Source organism: Novosphingobium sp. BL-52-GroH, from assembly GCF_044813085.1.
In the GTDB taxonomy this organism is placed as follows: domain Bacteria; phylum Pseudomonadota; class Alphaproteobacteria; order Sphingomonadales; family Sphingomonadaceae; genus Novosphingobium.
In genome coordinates this window covers 484286-500253 of the sequence record NZ_CP171150.1, presented here as the reverse complement: position 1 = coordinate 500253, position 15968 = coordinate 484286, and the positions used below count along the sequence as shown (strand labels likewise).

Genomic DNA, 15968 nt, shown 5'->3' with positions numbered 1-15968 from the left:
ACCCCATCCAATCATCATGATGACATCCCCCTGTTTCTTCATCCGGTCTGAGTGAGAGTTTTTCGGTAATGTGACCCTCGTGCTGAAGGAGCATGCCGTGAAGAAGAGTCGCTATACCGAAAGCAGATCGCCTACGCATTGAAGCAGGCAGAGACGGGCGCACCGGTAGCGGAAGGGATCCGCCGCATGGGACGCTGGGCAGATTCTCAAATCGACCAGACGTTGCCTCCCGAAATTTGCGGGCGAACGACAGCTTGCCGACCTAGTCCCAGCCATTCAAAGGCCTAAGCGGCTCAAAACTTGGCCGGCGGCGAGAAGGGTCGATCCGCATCGACGACGAACATGACGAGCTGGCTTAGTCTCGCGCGACCTGAACTGCTCAGTTGCATCACCATTTCGGCGCCATGGGCGTTGAGGGCTTCGCGCGGCCCGGCGGTTTCGACGCCGTGCCGGGTCCGCTGGGTGACTTCACCGTTCAGGACGTAGATCGCCTCGGCACCGGGATGGGTGTGGACCGGTGTCGCTGCACCGGTTGGGCCGCCGGCATGATTTATGCGCAACAGATAGGTCTTGGCACTCGGGACCGGGATTGGGCCGATCTCGGTCACCTTCGTGCCGCCCGGCGTCGCCCCGCCCTTTGCGCCCAGAGTGAAGAGCCAGTGCCGGCCATCGACCGAAGCTGCCAACGCATAGCTGTTCTTATGCACCAGCGCAGACGCTGCATCCGAGAAGGTTTCGATGCGCCAGTAGAGCGGACGTGCGGTTGCCAGATGCTCGACCCGCTGCTCGGCGACGGTCGTGATGAAGAATTTCGCATCGGTCGCGGGCGCGACGTCTGCTGGCTGAGCGATGACCACAGACCCGGTCAAGCTGGCCAGAAGAATGGCGCTCATGATGCGCAACATCATCATCTCCGAAGCGGTCCGCCAAGACTAATTCCAGCGACACCGAGCGACAAGTTTTTTACCAGGCTGGTCTGACCCGCTGGCCAACCCCAAATAGTGCGACATGACCAAGCTCCTTCTCGCAGGCGCAACGGGCCTGATCGGCTCGGCGGTGCTCAGGCAACTGCTCGACGACCCTCGCGTCGCGCAGGTGGTGGCGCCGACGCGGCGGCCACTTGCTCCGCACGGCAAGTTGATCAACCCGCTCACGACGATAGAGACCCTGCCGGCCGATTCAGACTGGTGGGACGTTGATGGCGCGATCTGCGCACTCGGCACGACACGGGCGCAGACGCCTTCGCCCGAGGCTTATCGCGTCATCGACCATGATTATCCGCTGAAGATCGCGACCCTGGTCCGCGAGCGCGGCGCCATCGCGTTCGCGCTGGTCTCATCAGCGGGTGCCAACCCGAAATCGTACTTCCGCTACGCCCGCATCAAAGGCGAGCTGGAAGACGCAATCACCAGTATAGGCTTCCCGTCGCTAACGATCGCACGTCCAGGCTTTCTCAGCGGCCAGCCGAGGGCAGAACGCGCAATGGAGCATGCGATGGTGACGCTGCTGCGTTTCGCCAGCCCCGTCCTGCCCGCCAGTGCCCGCATCAATCCGGCCGCAACGGTGGCCGCATTGTTGATCGAAGCGACGCTCGCCGGCGTCGCGGGCAAGCGGATAATCATTTCGGCCCAGATCGCCCGCGCTGCCGACCGGCCGCGCTGAACGCTGCTCCTTGCGGGGCAAGAGTAGTTTGCACGCGGCAACATCGCGCTCTGGTTTGTGGAGAAGGATCCAACGCGACCCGCAGCCAGAGGGCGAGCCGATGCGCCGTCCGGATCAAGATCGGGGAACGCGAAGGTCGGAGCGCAGGTTTACCCCTGAAAGGAGACCTTCATGCCCCGACGCGTCCTCATCACCGGCGCCAGCATCGCCGGCAATACCGCTGCGGCAGTGCTGGCGCGGGAAGGCTGCGAGGTCGTGGTGGTCGAACGGGCTCCGGCGTTTCGCGATGGCGGACAGAATATCGATGTGCGGGGAGTCGGGCGCGAGGTGATCCGTCGCCTCGAGCTGGAGGTGGCAGCACTAGAGCACGGGACCGGAGAGCAAGGCACCGTCTGGGTCAACGAGGACGGAAGCGAGGCGGCGAGATTTGCCGTTGGCGATACCGGCAGCGACGGTCCGACCGCGGAGATGGAAATCCTTCGCGGCGACCTCGCCCGACTGCTCTACGATCGTGCGAAGGGCAGCGCAGAGTATCGGTTCGACGATCGGATCGCTGCGATCGACGATGGCCCGAACGAAGCGCAGGTCACGTTTGCCAGCGGCACGACCGAGGCCTTTGATGTGGTCATCGTCGCCGAGGGGGTCGGGTCTCAAACGCGCGAGCTGGTGTTCAAGGGCGAGAATGATCCCCGCTGGATGGACATGACGATCGCCTATTTCACAATCCCGAGGATCGCGGGCGATGACCGGATGTGGCGCTGGTATAATGCGCCGGGCAGGCGCAGCGTATCGCTTCGACCCGACCGGCGCGGCACGACGCGGGCCATGCTGTCGATCTCCAAGGCACCCGAGGGCGAACAGGATTGGCATGTCGACCGGCAGAAGGCGTTTCTGCGCGACTGCTTCGCCGGAGCTGGCTGGGAGACGCCACGGATCCTCGCGGCGATGGATACGACCGACGATTTCTACTTCGACGTCCTGCGCCAGGTGCGGATGCCGCGCTGGTCTTCGGGGCATGTGGTTCTGACGGGCGATGCCGCCTGGTGCGCGACCCCGCTTGCCGGCATCGGCGCGACGCTCGCTGTCACGGGTGCCTACGTCCTGGCAGAGGAACTCGTACGGGGCGGCAGCGTCGAGGCGGCGCTAGAAGCCTATGAGACGCAGATGCGGCCGATGGTAGAAGATGGCCAAGGGGTGCCAAAAATCGCGCCGCGACTGATGCATCCCAAAAGCCGGCTTGGGATCAGTCTTCTTCATGGCGTTCTCGGCGTCGCCAGCTCGAACCTGATGCGGGATCTGGCCGCGAAGCTGTTCAGCAGCCCCGGTACGGAGGTCGATCTTTCGCGTTACGCGTGAACGCAGGGTGTCACGAATGCAGCGAACCGTCGCTCGCCAGGTGCGTGCGGCAGCCTTAAGCCCAGGTCGCGGCGAAAGCCGGCGATGCGTGAAAGCTCGCCGGTTGGGGCGAGACTGGCGGCGGGTCGCAGACGCCTTCCTCGATATAGCGCATCGCGGCCATCAGCCCGTTGCGGGAGAAAGGTTTGGGGATCACGCCATGCGCTCCGGCAAAATCCTCCGGTATTTTCGCCGAGTTAGCGGTCACGAAGACGATGAAAGTTCCCTGCCAGCGATCCTGGATCAGGCGTGAGACATCGAGCCCGCTTGTGCCGCGGGCGAGTTGGATGTCGACGAAGGCCAGATCGAACCGGCAGTCGTTCGGCAGATCCTCGACGTCGTACAGGGACGCGGCTTCGGCGACAACCTGATGGCCAGCGTCTTCGATCATGCTCTCGAGATCCATGGCCAGCAGTGCCTCATCTTCGACGATGAGGATGGAGAGCGGTGCCAAGGGGCGCATCAGTTGCTCTCCACTTCGAATTGGACATCGACCCGCGTGCCGGTCGCGCCGCTGATCCAGGTAACCTGCGCGCCCGCCTGCTTGGCAAGCCGACTGATCAGCGTGGTGCCCAGCCCTCCGGAGGGCGGCTTGCCGCCCGCAAAACCCGGTCCGTCGTCGGCGATGGTCAGCATGGCATCAGTGCCGTCACGGATGGCAAGAACCGACAGTTTGCCGCCCCTTCCGTCGGCGAACGCATGTTTGATGGCGTTGGTCAGGATCTCGTTGAGGACGAGGCCGAGAGCCGATGCCATCGCGGCCGGAATTTCAATACGATCAACGGTGATATCAGTGATGATGTCACGGCGCCCGCTCGACCCCACGACATCGGCGACAAGGTTCTCGCAGAACGCCCCGATATCGAAGCGCTCGATGTCGTCGCTCTGATAGAGCCGGCGGTGAACGGTCGCGAGCGCGTCGATGCGCTCGAGCATCGCTTCGAGCTTGGCCGAGACGGCGGGATCGGCGATGGTGCGGGCCTGAAGCCGCAGCAGTGATCCGATCATCGTGAGATTGTTTTTCACGCGGTGATCAACCTCGTGCAGCAGCAGCGTCTTGGCGTCGAGGGCTGCGGTCAAGTCGGCGGTGCGCTTTTCGACCTCGCGTTCGACGATCGCTTTCTGCTCGGCAATCGTGCGCTGCGCCTCGATACGATCGGTCACGTCGAGCTGCGAGGCAAAGAAGAACTGGATGTCGCCCGCCTTGTTGCGGACCGGGCTCAGATAAAGCGCATTCCAGAAGGTGGTGCCGTCCTTGCGATAGTTGAGGAGGTCGAGGTCGATCGGGTTGGCGGCGGCAATCGCATCGTGGATCCGGCGAACAGCAGCCCGGTCGGTGTCCGGTCCCTGGAGAAAGCGGCAGTTGCGCCCGATGATCTCCTCGCGCGCATAGCCAGTGAGCTTCTGGAAGGCCTCGTTGCAGAACACGATCGGATTGTCGGGTTTGGCGGGGTCGGTGATGACCATCGGCATGCGGGTCGCGCGCACCGCCGCGGCGAATGGATCGCCGGGCCCGGTCTCGTGGGCAACCTTGTCCGTCAGATGCCAGTCGTCACGCTCGTCCACATCCACTCCTTTCGCAGGAGCCGTGGTTCGCGGTCCGTGCGTCCGAGCATAACACGGCTCGCCCCAGCGCGTTCCCGAGCCGCCTGGGCATCAAGCAGCGCCAACGCCGACAGGCCCGCGGCCATACTCGGCATCGTCCGCTTCGCGATCGACGTAACTTGCACGCACGCCGATCGCGCTTGGAGGTGACGCTGCGTACCGCTATGGTCGCGTTATGTTCCGTTACCGTCCAGACCTCGCCCAGACTTCCGCAGTGGATCCCGCGGCCCCCTGCGATGCGACCACTGCCCCGGCTGCGCCATGGCCCCCCCCCGACCTCGTCGGACCCTGACGCTCCCGACTTCGTGTCGGTCGATGTCGAAACAGCCTGTGGCCGGGTCAGCAGTATCTGCCAGATCGGCATCGTCGGCTTCAAAGACGGGAAGATCGCCTTCGAATATGAGACGCTGATCGATCCCAGGGATTATTTCAGCAGCTTCAACACCCGCATTCACGGCATCACCGAGAATCATGTCATCGGCAAGCCGTGCTTCGGCGATCTGCACGAGGTGATCGACAAACATCTGGCGAGCCGCGTGACAGTGGCCCATTCCTATTTCGACAAGGGCGCGCTCACCGCCGCCTGCCGGGTCCATGACCGCAGGCCGATCGAGGCGAACTGGCTCGACAGCGTGCGGGTCGCCAAACGCGTCTGGCCGCAACTTGCCAGCCACCGGCTCAATGTCGTCTCAAAGCATCTCGGCATTCGCCTCAAACATCATGATGCGTTGAGCGACGCCCGCGCGGCCGGCCTGATCGTCGTCAAGGCCAGCGAAGAAGCGGGCATTCCTCTAGCGGGCTGGCTGACCGTTCCTAAGCGCGCTTCCGCCGAGCCGGCCCCCAAGCCCGCGCTCGACGGTCCGCTCGTCGGCCAGCGCGTCGCGATCCTGGGTGAGCCACGTCATGGCGAACTGGCCCATCGCATCGCCGCGATGGGCGGCCGGATCGTGACAGCGGTCGGCAAGACCACGACGATGCTCGTGGTCTGCGGGGACGAACCCTTCGGCTATATCCGCTACGACACGCAGTTCCGCCGCGCCCGTGAATTGCAGGATTTAGGGCACGCGATCGAAATCACGAGCACCGCCGCGCTCGGGGCACGCTACAGCGACCTCTGAGCCGTCGGACCTCGGCCAAGGGAACGCTCGCACGCGATTACGGGTTTTCGGATGCAACAGCCGGAGACGATGCGGTGATCCTCGCGCGATGAAACCTGAATCCCCAAGAACTGGCCGCCGTGTCAGGATGTGCACCGCCGCCGCGATGCTGGCGCTATGTCCATTGTTGGCCAGCTGCGATCGCAAGACGGACAGCGCGTCGGGCGGCAACATGCAAGGTTCGACGCGCACCGCTGACCGCTCGCCTGAGATCGAGGCCTATCTGAACCAGTTCAAAGCCGGCGATCGCGAGGCCTGTTTCAACGATCCTGCGCTGGTCGACGCATCGTTTACGGTACCTGAAGTGGCCGCCGGCCCGGTACCGCCGGCGCGCGTGATAGTCGCGATCGATGCGTCGGGCTCGATGGCGGGCCGGGTGTCGAGCCGCCAGAAGCTCGATCTCGCCAAATCTGCCGCGGCAGCATTCGTCGACGAATTGCCGGAGACAGCGGAAGCCGGCCTGCTGGTGTTCGGGCAGGCAGGTAACAACCGGGCAGATGGCAAGACGCAATCCTGCGCCGCGGTCGATCTGCCAGTGCAGATGACGCGCGATCGGGCCGCGCCTGTGCGCTCGGTCGCGACGATCCGGCCGGTGGGTTGGACCCCGCTCGCCGCAGCGCTCAAACGCGCCGAAGCGCTGCTCGCCGCGAACGGCCATCCCGGCGAGCAAATCATCTATGTCGTGTCCGATGGTCAGGAAACCTGTGGCGGTGATCCGGTCGCGGCGGCTCGATCGATCAACCGGGGATCGACCAAGGCGATCGTCAACATCATTGGCTTCGCGGTGCCGTCTGGCGAAGCGGCATCGCTGCAGGCGGTGGCTGCGGCCGGCGGCGGCAGCTTCGTCAATGCCGGGACCGATCGCGAGGTCGATGCGACCGTCGCTCGGATCCGCGAGGACGGGCGCAAGGCGAAGAACCGCCTGGCGCAGAGTGGCGCAGTCGCGCAAAACCGCATCGCAGCCTCGGGTGCAGCCGCCAAGGCGCGGATCTGTGCTGGCGGGCTCGTTGCAAACGAGCGCATCGCCGTCAGCGCCGACGTCGCGAAGAAGCGCATTGCGGGCAGAGATGTCGCTCTTGAGGAACGTGCCGAGAAAGTCCTGGCGGAGCGCCATGCCGCGCTCGAACGCCGGGCCGAGGCATTTGTGCGCGCGGCGGAAGCCAAGGGCCATCGGGCTAACGCGGCGATCGACGCGAAGGCAGCGAGAGCGCGGTGATAGCTACCGCCTTTCCAACCCCCTTTCCGAGGTGAACATTCGCCACGTCCTTCATCGGCGGTTCTCGACCGAGGCTGTGTAAAAACGCGAAGATATGTTAAGGTTTTCTCGGATTTGCGGGGGGCTTTGGGATGGGCCGGTTCGTTCAAGGGGAAGACCGCCGGCAGGATTTTTTGCTGCCAGCATCGCTTGATGACTACGTGTCCGAGGACAACCCGGTTCGGGTAGTTGAGGCCTTTATCGACGAGCTCGATTTCCACGCTTTGGGTTTTGCCGGAGCGACGCCTGCCGAGACCGGGCGCCCGGCCTACCATCCTTCGACGATGCTCAAGATCTACCTTTACGGCTATCTGAACAGGATCCAGTCCAGCCGGCGCCTGGAACGCGAGGCCCAGCGCAATGTCGAGCTCATGTGGCTCACCGGCCGACTGGCGCCGGACTTCAAGACGATCGCCAACTTTCGACGGGATAATGGTGCAGCAATCCGGGCGGTCTGCAGCCAGTTTGTGATGCTGTGCCGGCAGTTGAGCCTTTTCGGACAGGCAACCGTCGCGATCGATGGCAGCAAGTTCAAAGCGGTGAACAATCGGGATCGCAACTACACAGAACACAAAGCGACGAAGCGGATCGAACAGGTCGAGGCCAGCATCGAGCGCTACCTTGCCGCACTCGACCGTGCTGATCGTGAGACAAGCGACGTCCCGCAGGCACGGGTTGAGCAAATCCGGGAGAAGATCGCTGGCTTGCGCGGGCAGATGCGGTTCCTGAAGGAGATGGCCGCACAAGTCGAAGCGGCGCCCGATCATCAGGTATCGCTGACCGATCCGGATGCCAGGTCCATGAACAGCAGCGGTCGAGGTACTGGAATCGTCGGCTACAATTTGCAGGCAGCGGTGGATGCCGAACACCACCTCATTGTCGCGCATGAAGTGGTGAACGAGGGCAACGACCGGGCGCAACTCGCGCCAATGAGCCTGCTAGCCCAGGCAGCCATCGCCGAACCTGAAATCACCGTCCTGGCGGATCGCGGTTATATGAACGGAGCGCACGTACTGGATTGCGAAGGCACCGGCATTTTACCCTGCGTGCCCAGAACCGATACATCCGGCAAAGCTCAGCGCGGCTTATTCACCAAGGCTGACTTCGTGTACGATGCCGACCACGACCATTATACCTGCCCGGCAGGGGAACATCTGACCAAGGCGCGTGCACGGTCCGATCATCATGGCGACATTGATCACTACCGCAACCTGAGCGCCTGCCAGAGCTGCGTTCTACGACCGCGCTGCACCACTGAATATGTGAAGCGTGTCAAACGGTGGAAGCATGAGGCGGTCATCGATGCCATGCAAAAGCGGCTCGACCTGTTACCCAATGCGATGGGCATCCGTCGCCGGACTGTCGAGCATGTGTTCGGCACACTCAAGTCCTGGATGGGCAGCACGCATTTTCTGACGAAAACGCTCAAAAACGTCAGAACCGAGATGAGTTTGTGCGTGCTGGCCTACAATATGAAGCGGATGATCCAGATTATGGGCGTTCAGCCCCTCATCGCGGCGATCCGGACCTGACGCGTTCGCGCGAAAGCTGCGCTTTCCGCCAACGCGACCCCCAAAATCCATCTCCCGCGCAGTTCACCTCGCAAGCGTTTCTACACAACGTCGACCATCTCAGGCTGTTCCGGTGCGAACGCTGAAATGTTCGCTATCGCCGGAACTGGTCGCTCGTTTTTTGGACTGCCGCCGGGCGGCTTGGCGCCCATCCAAGCCACTCGACCGCAAAATTACGAAGCTTGGAACCGGACCGTCGGATTATGACGAGGCCTGGGACTTTACGGTCATTCGTTGGCCGCCGTCGAAAGGGCGGCTTACAGTCGAACTCCGGACGTTCTAAAAGAAAGCAGATGACTGGAGGAAGCGGGAGGGACGTTCCGGTTAGGGCCAGGCCACGTGACGTGACGCTATTTGTCGCATAAGCACGACAATCTATGGAATCACTACTGCGGCTGGCGAATGGCTCCTGATATTGATTTTTCGAAAATTCGTGCGGAACACGGCGATCAGAGAGAAGGCTTCGAAGAATTCTCCGCCCAGATTTTCCATCGTTACGCCGTAGCTGCGGGCTCGCGATATGAGCGGTATCGCGGTGCAGGTGGCGATGGCGGCGTCGAGGCGATCTGGCGCCTCCCCAGCGGGAAAGTCATAGGCCTTCAATCAAAATATTTCCTGCCATTGAAGGCAGGGCATCTCGCGCAACTCGAGAAATCGCTCGACACCGCGCTCGACAATCATCCGGATCTCGAAACTTATATCGTCACCCTGCCATTCGATCCCACACCAACGATCAAGGCGCGTTCCGGCGAAGGCCAGGCGGAGAAGCTCGAGACCTGGCGGAAAAGCCTGATCGAGCGTGCCGCCAAGCGCGGCGCGACGATAACGGTCGAGTGGTGGCATGCGAGCGAGTTGAAGTCGCGGCTTCTGGGAATGGACAATTCCGATGGCCGGATATTGTACTGGTTCGGCTCGCCAAACCTGAACATGGAGACGCTTGAGAGCGCCGCGACCGTAGCCGAAGGCGTCGCCGGGCCTCGATATTCGCCCCTTCTACGGGTCGGAAACGACGCCGGTAATACGATCAAGGCCTTCGGACTCGATCCGGGTTGGCCAGCGGTCCATGAGGGCTGGGGTGCGCGCTTGCGCAAGGCAGCTGGTGTCTGGAATGCTTTGTCACCCGAAGCGCATCCGGTTGAGTCAGCGCAGATATTGGCGGCCTTGAGGGATGCAAACCTTCGCTTTGCCGCTGTCGAGGATCTTTCCTTTAAGGAAGCCGACCGCGCAGCGCTGCAAAAGCTCGCCAGTCAAACGCTTCCTATAGCTCAGTCCCTCGAAGACGCGGTCAAAGACGCATTCGACAGCATGCACGGCGAGGAAAACGACAACATCCGTTGGCGGCAATGGCAGGCCTCCTTTCAGGCTGCATTCCCTGCGGCGGATCTCGATCGCGCTCGCGAAGCTTGCACGCTCCTTCGCGACATCCTCGCATTTGCAGAGAGCCCAGCTGCGATCGCGGCCGGAGCGGGCACTCTGCTTATGCGGGGGCCTGCCGGTATCGGGAAAACACACACCACGATCGATGCCACCAAAGAACGGATTGCTGCCGGACGCGGCGCGTTGGCCGTACTCGGGCAGGAAATAACGCACGGCCAAAACCTGTGGAGCGTGGTGGCAAGCAAGCTGGGCATCGGCCCGACGGTGAGCAAGTCCGAGATTCTCGGCGTGTTGGCCGCGTTCGCCGAAGGCACCGGTGCGCCGTTCCTGCTCTGTGTCGATGCAATCAACGAGACGCCTGATCGTCAGCAATGGCGATCCTGGCTCCCCCAACTCAAGGCCGATATCGCAGGACAGCCGATCAAGCTGCTCCTCACCTGCCGGGACATCTTCATCGAGGGTACGCTTGGCGCTGCAGCCGACGACCTACCCACCTTTACGCATGCGGGCTTTGCCGGCCGCGAATATGACGCTGCTTACGCCTTCGCTGCATTCTACAAGGTTGGCCCGCCCGCCGAAGTCGTCGCGCAACCCGAGTTCGCCAATCCGCTGTTCCTGCATCTGGTCTGCCGGGCGGCGGTGAATATGAAGTGGGATCGCATTCCAGGTGGCCAGATCAGCCTCACCAAGCTGATTGTGGCAATCCTCGACGGCGCGAACAGGAAGGCGGCCGAGCTGCTCGACTTCGACGTCCGCATCGAGAATCCGGTGAATGACGGCGCCATGGCCCTTGCTCAGGCGATGGGACAGAGAGGCGTGCGCCTTTTACCGTTGGCTGATGCCCAGACGATTCTGGCGGGCGTTCGGCCAGCGCAGGGCGCTTCGAGATCCTTGCTCAGGGCGATGGAAGAGGCCGACTTGGTATCGGTCGCGTCCGACAGTGGCGCCTCTTTCCTGCGGTTCGCCTTTGAGCGTCTGGGCGATGTGTTGATCGCGCAAGCGAGCATCGCCGACCAGAACAAGGCGACCGTGCGCGCACGGTTCCTTTCGGGAGACTTGGCGACGCTCGTTGCGACGCCCGACACGGTGTCCGAGAATGCAGGCCTCATCCAGGCCTATTCGATCGTCCTGCCCGAACTGCATGGCATCGAGATCGCCGACCTGCTCAGAGGAACTGCGACCCACCTGGAAGTGACGATGCTGGCACTGGGCATCCTCGCCTGGCGGGATCTCGCCAGTTTCACCAGCACGGCCTGGATACTGCATCACGGAAGATTCGTCGATCTCATTGATGTTCTCGAAAAGGTTCTCGCCGTCGCTGCGGTGCCCGGGCATCCGGTAAATGCAGAGTGGCTGGACTCGCGGCTCCGGAGCTATCAGCAACTCGACCGGGACGCCATGTGGACCTCGGCGCTGAAGCAGGCCTGGGAGCAAGGGGGAGCGGGCTACCAGCTCATCGGTATCGCGCGGGGTCAGGACCTGTCACACCTGTCGACGGAATCCGCCGTTCTTCTCGGTATTGCCCTGGCCTGGTTCACCGCCAGTGCCGACCTGCTCATTCGCGATGAGGCGTCGCAGGCACTGACACGCCTAATGGTCGCACAGCCGATATCGGGCGAACTGCTCCACTATTTCATCGAGTGCGACGATGATTTCATTCGCGAGCGCGTGCTGAATTCGGCGTATGGCGCGGGCCTGCTGATGCAGGATCCGGCCTATTGGGGCGAGATCGCCGACATCGTGTTCGGCAGCTTCTTCGCTTCGGGCATGCCGCCCGAGAATGTGCTGCTCCGAGATCTGGGGCGGCTCATCGTCGAGGAGGGCATTGCAGCAGGTACCATGGCGAGCACACCGGCTCCAGCATCGGTGCAGCCCCCCTATGCAAGCGCGTGGCCGCTTCAATTCACGTTTCCGGATTGGCTGGCGGTTGATGCCACGCATCCCGACCTGCCGGCGAACCTGAAACTGGGGAATCAGTGGCAGCCCGACTTCGCGCGCTACGTCGTCGAGCCTGCCGCGAAGGATTTCGGCCTTGCTGCCGCCGGATTGACGCTTGCGCACCTGAACCAGTGGATCGTCGAGCAGATCCTGACTCTTGGGTATGATGGCCCGAGCAAATTCGCGCTTGCGTATGATTGGAAGCTCATTGAGGAACATGGCCAGGAACGCGGCGTACCCAATCGCCATCGGCGCGTCAGCAAGAAGCATCAGTGGATATTCCTGGCGCGGCTACTGGGTCGGCTCCACGATCACGCCCCCCATAATCCGTCCTCATGGGGAACGCCTCGAAACCCTTGCGATTTGCAGGCAGTCGAGCTTCGCACGCTCGATCCGACCGACTTGGCGGACGATCTGACAGCGCCCCTCCCAGGCGTAAGCATCTCCGATTTTTTTATCGCGCCCTCCGTCCGACCAGAGGCTCGCAATCCTCAGGATTGGGCGGCCGAACTGTTCATTAACCGGGACATCGAACTGGTTGGCGAGAAGTGGTTGCTGCTGGCCGGCTATCAGATTTGGCGATATCAAGACGAGGTGAGCAAGCGTTATTTGATCGCACCCCGGCGCGTGGCGGCGATGCTAGTTCCCGATAGCGAGATGGCCGCGCTAAAGAAGTCCTTCACGTCGTCCATTCCAGACTCGGACATTCCCGAACTCCGCCAGTTATACCAAGGCGAATTTCTTGGAAGCGTCGCCCTGCATACACATTCTAGCCAATGGAAACTCGACGCTAAGTTCGGCATCCCAGCATCTGTGATCGTCAGTCACTTCGAAGACTCAGAGACTCCGGCACATTCGCTCTGGGTACCGGCTTCGGACCTTATCACCCATAATATCGCCAGGTGGGACGGTGCGCGTAGCTGGATGGATGCATCCGGCGAAGTGATTGCGGCACAGATCGGCCAGGGCGATGATGTCGCGCTGGTTTTCGACAAAGCGAGAGTGCTCGCATATCTGACGGCGACTCAGTCTCAGATCGTATGGGTCTTATTCGAGAATCGGCATGCTGCGATCGCATCCGAGCCTTTGGCTTCCAACGACCTGCGTCAAGCATGGTCTTGGAGCGGTAAAAGGCTAGCCAAACTCGCCGAAGAACAGGAGGACTTCATTGAGCTGGGCAAGGCCGAGGACACGAACAACGTAACGGATGACGATGATTAAGCTGGCGGAGCGCTCTTGCGTTGCGAATGACTGGTTTTGTCTGTCCTAGACGTTGCTGCTTCGTCATAGGAGCGGCGTATGTTGGTCGCGTGCCGACGGAAGCGGAACGCCGCGCCGTGGGACAAACTCGCCGTTCACGTTCATGGTCGAGAATGGCAAGGTTCATATCCAACACCCGCCATTCCCGGAGTTCCCAACGATCGGTCGCTGGTCTGAACCGCGCCGGGATTGCCGGAGGCCAGTTTTGTTAATTAGGCAGCCAGTGGGACGTCGTCCAGCATGGCATAGTAGTGTTGCTCGGCTTCGACTGGTGGAATGTTTCCGATCGGCTCGTCGATGAAATGCGGCGTCAGCTGATCGTCATCCCGGGTGCCAGTGTCGTCGAGCGGATGGCCGGTGAGGCGGCGATACGGTCTATAACGTTCTGAGGCATGCGCTGATCGTTTGTCTGACCTGCCGGCGTCGTTGAGCAGGGTCGTCGTTTCCGGGGAATGCTTCCTGCCGAATGCGCCGGACCAGAGAGCGGAGCGCCGCCCTATCTGGTCGCCGTTGTGCGCCGATGGCGGCAAGAAGCGCAGGATAAAACCAGCGCAGGGCCATTACTTGCCATCCCGTTCAAGCGTCTCCGAACCCAGATTTTTATTTCGGGACGTGAGCCACAAAAAGAGTGCGCCGAACAGCCCATATGCTGCGCACAGCCTGACAAAACCGCTGTGGGTCAGGCCGCTCAGCGAAACGATTGCCAGTAGCCCGAGAACAAGAAACGCAGCCCAATTGCTGTGGTGCAAGCGATTCGCCACACCTGACGCAAGGCAGCACATCAAGGCGACAGCCAGAAGGCTGCCGAAAACGGCACCAATGGCCTCAACCATTCCGGCAATCACGAACATAGGTCGTCCTTTCCAGCCTGACCCCGCTTAAGCTGCCATCCGGCAGCATCCTGCCCCCGAACATTTTATATCGTATCACGACATAAATATCAAGTGCCAGCTGTCGTCCTGGTTCCGCCGACATGCCGGGTCCGCTGCGTTTCCTCGACTCGAATCCTGTGTCGTGCCTTGAGCAAATCTTGGCGCGAGAGAATGCCGACAACCTTGCGACTATCGGGATCGACGATTGGGATGCGGCCGATGCCGGATTGAACGATAAGGTCGGCCACAATGCCGCTGGGGCTGTCGGGAAAGGCGGTAGGCTGTGAGGCATCAGAGAGGCTTTCGGCAAGGAGCGTCTCCTGATCACAACCCTCCACTTCCCATCGCAATACGTCGCTGCGTGAGACAAGCCCGACCAAGCGCCCGCTCTTATCAATGACGGGATAGCTGCGATGGCGAGCTTCCTTCTCGAAGAACCGGATGACCTCGCGTATCGGCATATCGCCAGCAAGCGTCTCCGGTTCAGCGGTCATCAAATCTCTCACCTGCAACAGATCCAATGCATCGACACTATATTCCTGGAGGATATGCCGCCCACGCCGCGCGATCTTCTCCGTCAGGATCGAACGGCGCATCAACAGGACGCTGATCGCGTAGGCTGAGACCGCGGCCGCGATACAGAACGGCAGCGCAGCGAACTGCCCGGTCAGCTCGGCCGCAAACAACGCGCCGGTTATAGGCGCGCGCATTGCGCCGCTCATGATGCCAGCCATGCCTATCATGGCCCAAAAACCCGGGTCTCCGGGCAGGAACTGTCCTATGAGGCAACCCAGCGCCCCGCCCAGGATCAAAAGCGGCGCTAGTACGCCGCCTGACGTTCCTGACCCCAACGCGATCAGCCAAACGAGCCCCTTCACCACCAGAAGCATGATGATGGCGCGCATTCCCAGGCTATCGCCCAGCAAGGCATGGATATTGCCGTAGCCCGCGCCCAACACTTGAGGCTCGACCAAGCCGCCTAGCCCGACCGCGATCGAACCCAATGCAGGCCACCACATCCAATGCAGTGGCAGATGATGGAACCCGTCCTCGATCCAATAGAGTGCCTTTGAAAGCAAGGTCGCTTGCAAGCCAAGAAGCAGGCCGATACCCAATGCATACGCCAGCGACCATGATCCGGTTGGAAGCGCGAGATGGGCCGCGAACATCGGACCATTGCCAATGAGCAGCGGTCGCCATGTGAAGGAAACGAGGACCGCAAGGACGACCGGCACGAAGCTGCGCGGCTTCCACTCGAACAACAGCACCTCGATCGCCAGCAATATGGCGGCGAGAGGTGTGCCGAATATCGCAGTCATTCCCGCCGCTGCGCCGGCAACGAGCAATGTCTTGCGCTCTGCTGCGCTCAGGTGGAAGCATTGCGCAAATAGAGAACCAATTGCCCCCCCCGTCATGATGATCGGTCCTTCAGCGCCGAAGGGGCCGCCGCTCCCGATGGAAATCGCGGACGATACGGGTTTGAGAATTGCCACCTTCATCGACAGTCGGCTTTCACCGAATAATATCGTCTCGATCGCTTCGGGTATCCCGTGTCCGCGAATCTTTTCCGAGCCGAAGCGCGCCATCAGTCCGACAATCACGCTGCCAATCATCGGGATGACAAGGACAGCCATCCCGAGGGCATTGTCCGCCATGTCAACTTCCGCGAACGACAGGCGGCCGAACCAGAACAGGTTCGTCGCCAGCGCGATCAGCTTCAGGAGCACCCATGCACTTGCTGCGCCACCACTCCCAACGAACAGTGCCATGGCGGCCAACATGATCATGCGCCGATCCGCGCTATGGTCGCCCAGCCTGACAGCCTCGGCAGAACAGGAGGCTTCCCGAATCATACAAAATCCCTCTTTGAAGAAGT

The 15968-nt window shown here is 61.7% G+C and carries 12 protein-coding genes; 7 read left to right on the top strand and 5 right to left on the bottom strand.

Features of this window, described 5'->3' with window-relative positions; genetic code table 11:
* Window positions 1–293: 293 nt before the first annotated feature.
* Entirely contained in the window at window positions 294–893 is a 600-nt protein-coding gene (locus ACFFDA_RS10030) for a hypothetical protein (RefSeq protein WP_404478545.1), read from the bottom strand.
* A gap of 115 nt (window positions 894–1008) precedes the next feature.
* On the opposite strand from ACFFDA_RS10030, the gene ACFFDA_RS10025 reads away from it, so the two are divergent.
* Window positions 1009–1662 carry an NAD-dependent epimerase/dehydratase family protein gene (locus tag ACFFDA_RS10025; RefSeq protein WP_404478544.1) on the top strand — a complete coding sequence of 218 codons (654 nt, stop codon included), beginning with the start codon at window positions 1009–1011 and terminating at the stop codon, window positions 1660–1662.
* A gap of 171 nt (window positions 1663–1833) precedes the next feature.
* Window positions 1834–3018 carry an FAD-dependent monooxygenase gene (locus ACFFDA_RS10020; protein WP_404478543.1) on the top strand — a complete coding sequence of 395 codons (1185 nt, stop codon included), beginning with the start codon at window positions 1834–1836 and terminating at the stop codon, window positions 3016–3018.
* Between the two features lie 55 nt (window positions 3019–3073).
* On the opposite strand, the gene ACFFDA_RS10015 is transcribed toward ACFFDA_RS10020, so the two are convergent.
* Window positions 3074–3520: a response regulator gene (locus ACFFDA_RS10015; protein WP_404478542.1), complete on the bottom strand. Its 447-nt coding sequence runs from the start codon at window positions 3518–3520 to the stop codon at window positions 3074–3076.
* Window positions 3520–4623: a histidine kinase dimerization/phosphoacceptor domain -containing protein gene (locus ACFFDA_RS10010; protein ID WP_404478541.1), complete on the bottom strand. Its 1104-nt coding sequence runs from the start codon at window positions 4621–4623 to the stop codon at window positions 3520–3522. Before ACFFDA_RS10010 ends, ACFFDA_RS10015 begins: the two co-directional genes overlap by 1 nt.
* Window positions 4624–4967: 344 nt before the next feature.
* Here ACFFDA_RS10010 and ACFFDA_RS10005 point away from each other — a divergent pair, with 344 nt between their 5' ends.
* The 5 genes from ACFFDA_RS10005 (at window position 4968) to ACFFDA_RS09985 (ending at window position 13609) form a co-directional block, all read left to right on the top strand.
* Window positions 4968–5780 (top strand): exonuclease domain-containing protein, encoded by an 813-nt coding sequence (locus ACFFDA_RS10005; RefSeq protein ID WP_404478540.1) that lies wholly within the window; start codon window positions 4968–4970, stop codon window positions 5778–5780.
* Between the two features lie 127 nt (window positions 5781–5907).
* Window positions 5908–7035 (top strand): VWA domain-containing protein, encoded by a 1128-nt coding sequence (locus tag ACFFDA_RS10000; RefSeq protein WP_404478539.1) that lies wholly within the window; start codon window positions 5908–5910, stop codon window positions 7033–7035.
* A gap of 131 nt (window positions 7036–7166) precedes the next feature.
* A complete protein-coding gene (locus ACFFDA_RS09995; protein WP_404478538.1) occupies window positions 7167–8606 on the top strand; it encodes an IS1182 family transposase in 1440 nt (479 codons plus the stop codon).
* Window positions 8607–9047: 441 nt separating this feature from the next.
* Window positions 9048–13181 carry a hypothetical protein gene (locus ACFFDA_RS09990; RefSeq protein ID WP_404478537.1) on the top strand — a complete coding sequence of 1378 codons (4134 nt, stop codon included), beginning with the start codon at window positions 9048–9050 and terminating at the stop codon, window positions 13179–13181.
* A 293-nt stretch (window positions 13182–13474) separates the two neighbouring features.
* On the top strand, window positions 13475–13609 hold the full coding sequence (locus tag ACFFDA_RS09985; RefSeq protein ID WP_404478536.1) for a hypothetical protein: 135 nt from the start codon (window positions 13475–13477) through the stop codon (window positions 13607–13609).
* Window positions 13610–13780: 171 nt separating this feature from the next.
* Here the strand turns inward: ACFFDA_RS09985 and ACFFDA_RS09980 are convergent, their stop codons facing one another.
* Complete coding sequence (locus ACFFDA_RS09980) at window positions 13781–14071, bottom strand: hypothetical protein (RefSeq protein WP_404478535.1); 291 nt, start codon at window positions 14069–14071, stop codon at window positions 13781–13783.
* An 89-nt stretch (window positions 14072–14160) separates the two neighbouring features.
* Entirely contained in the window at window positions 14161–15945 is a 1785-nt protein-coding gene (locus ACFFDA_RS09975) for a chloride channel protein (RefSeq protein ID WP_404478533.1), read from the bottom strand.
* Window positions 15946–15968 lie beyond the last annotated feature (23 nt).

Excerpts from the sequence above, each read along its gene's own strand:
- ACFFDA_RS09995 (WP_404478538.1), top strand. The coding sequence starts at position 7,167 with ATGGGCCGGTTCGTTCAAGGGGAAGACCGCCGGCAGGATTTTTTGCTG.
- ACFFDA_RS09975 (WP_404478533.1), bottom strand. The coding sequence starts at position 15,945 with ATGATTCGGGAAGCCTCCTGTTCTGCCGAGGCTGTCAGGCTGGGCGAC.
- ACFFDA_RS09980 (WP_404478535.1), bottom strand. The coding sequence starts at position 14,071 with ATGTTCGTGATTGCCGGAATGGTTGAGGCCATTGGTGCCGTTTTCGGC.
- ACFFDA_RS10000 (WP_404478539.1), top strand. The coding sequence starts at position 5,908 with ATGTGCACCGCCGCCGCGATGCTGGCGCTATGTCCATTGTTGGCCAGC.
- ACFFDA_RS10025 (WP_404478544.1), top strand. The coding sequence starts at position 1,009 with ATGACCAAGCTCCTTCTCGCAGGCGCAACGGGCCTGATCGGCTCGGCG.
- ACFFDA_RS09990 (WP_404478537.1), top strand. The coding sequence starts at position 9,048 with ATGGCTCCTGATATTGATTTTTCGAAAATTCGTGCGGAACACGGCGAT.
- ACFFDA_RS10020 (WP_404478543.1), top strand. The coding sequence starts at position 1,834 with ATGCCCCGACGCGTCCTCATCACCGGCGCCAGCATCGCCGGCAATACC.
- ACFFDA_RS10015 (WP_404478542.1), bottom strand. The coding sequence starts at position 3,520 with ATGCGCCCCTTGGCACCGCTCTCCATCCTCATCGTCGAAGATGAGGCA.
- ACFFDA_RS10030 (WP_404478545.1), bottom strand. The coding sequence starts at position 893 with ATGAGCGCCATTCTTCTGGCCAGCTTGACCGGGTCTGTGGTCATCGCT.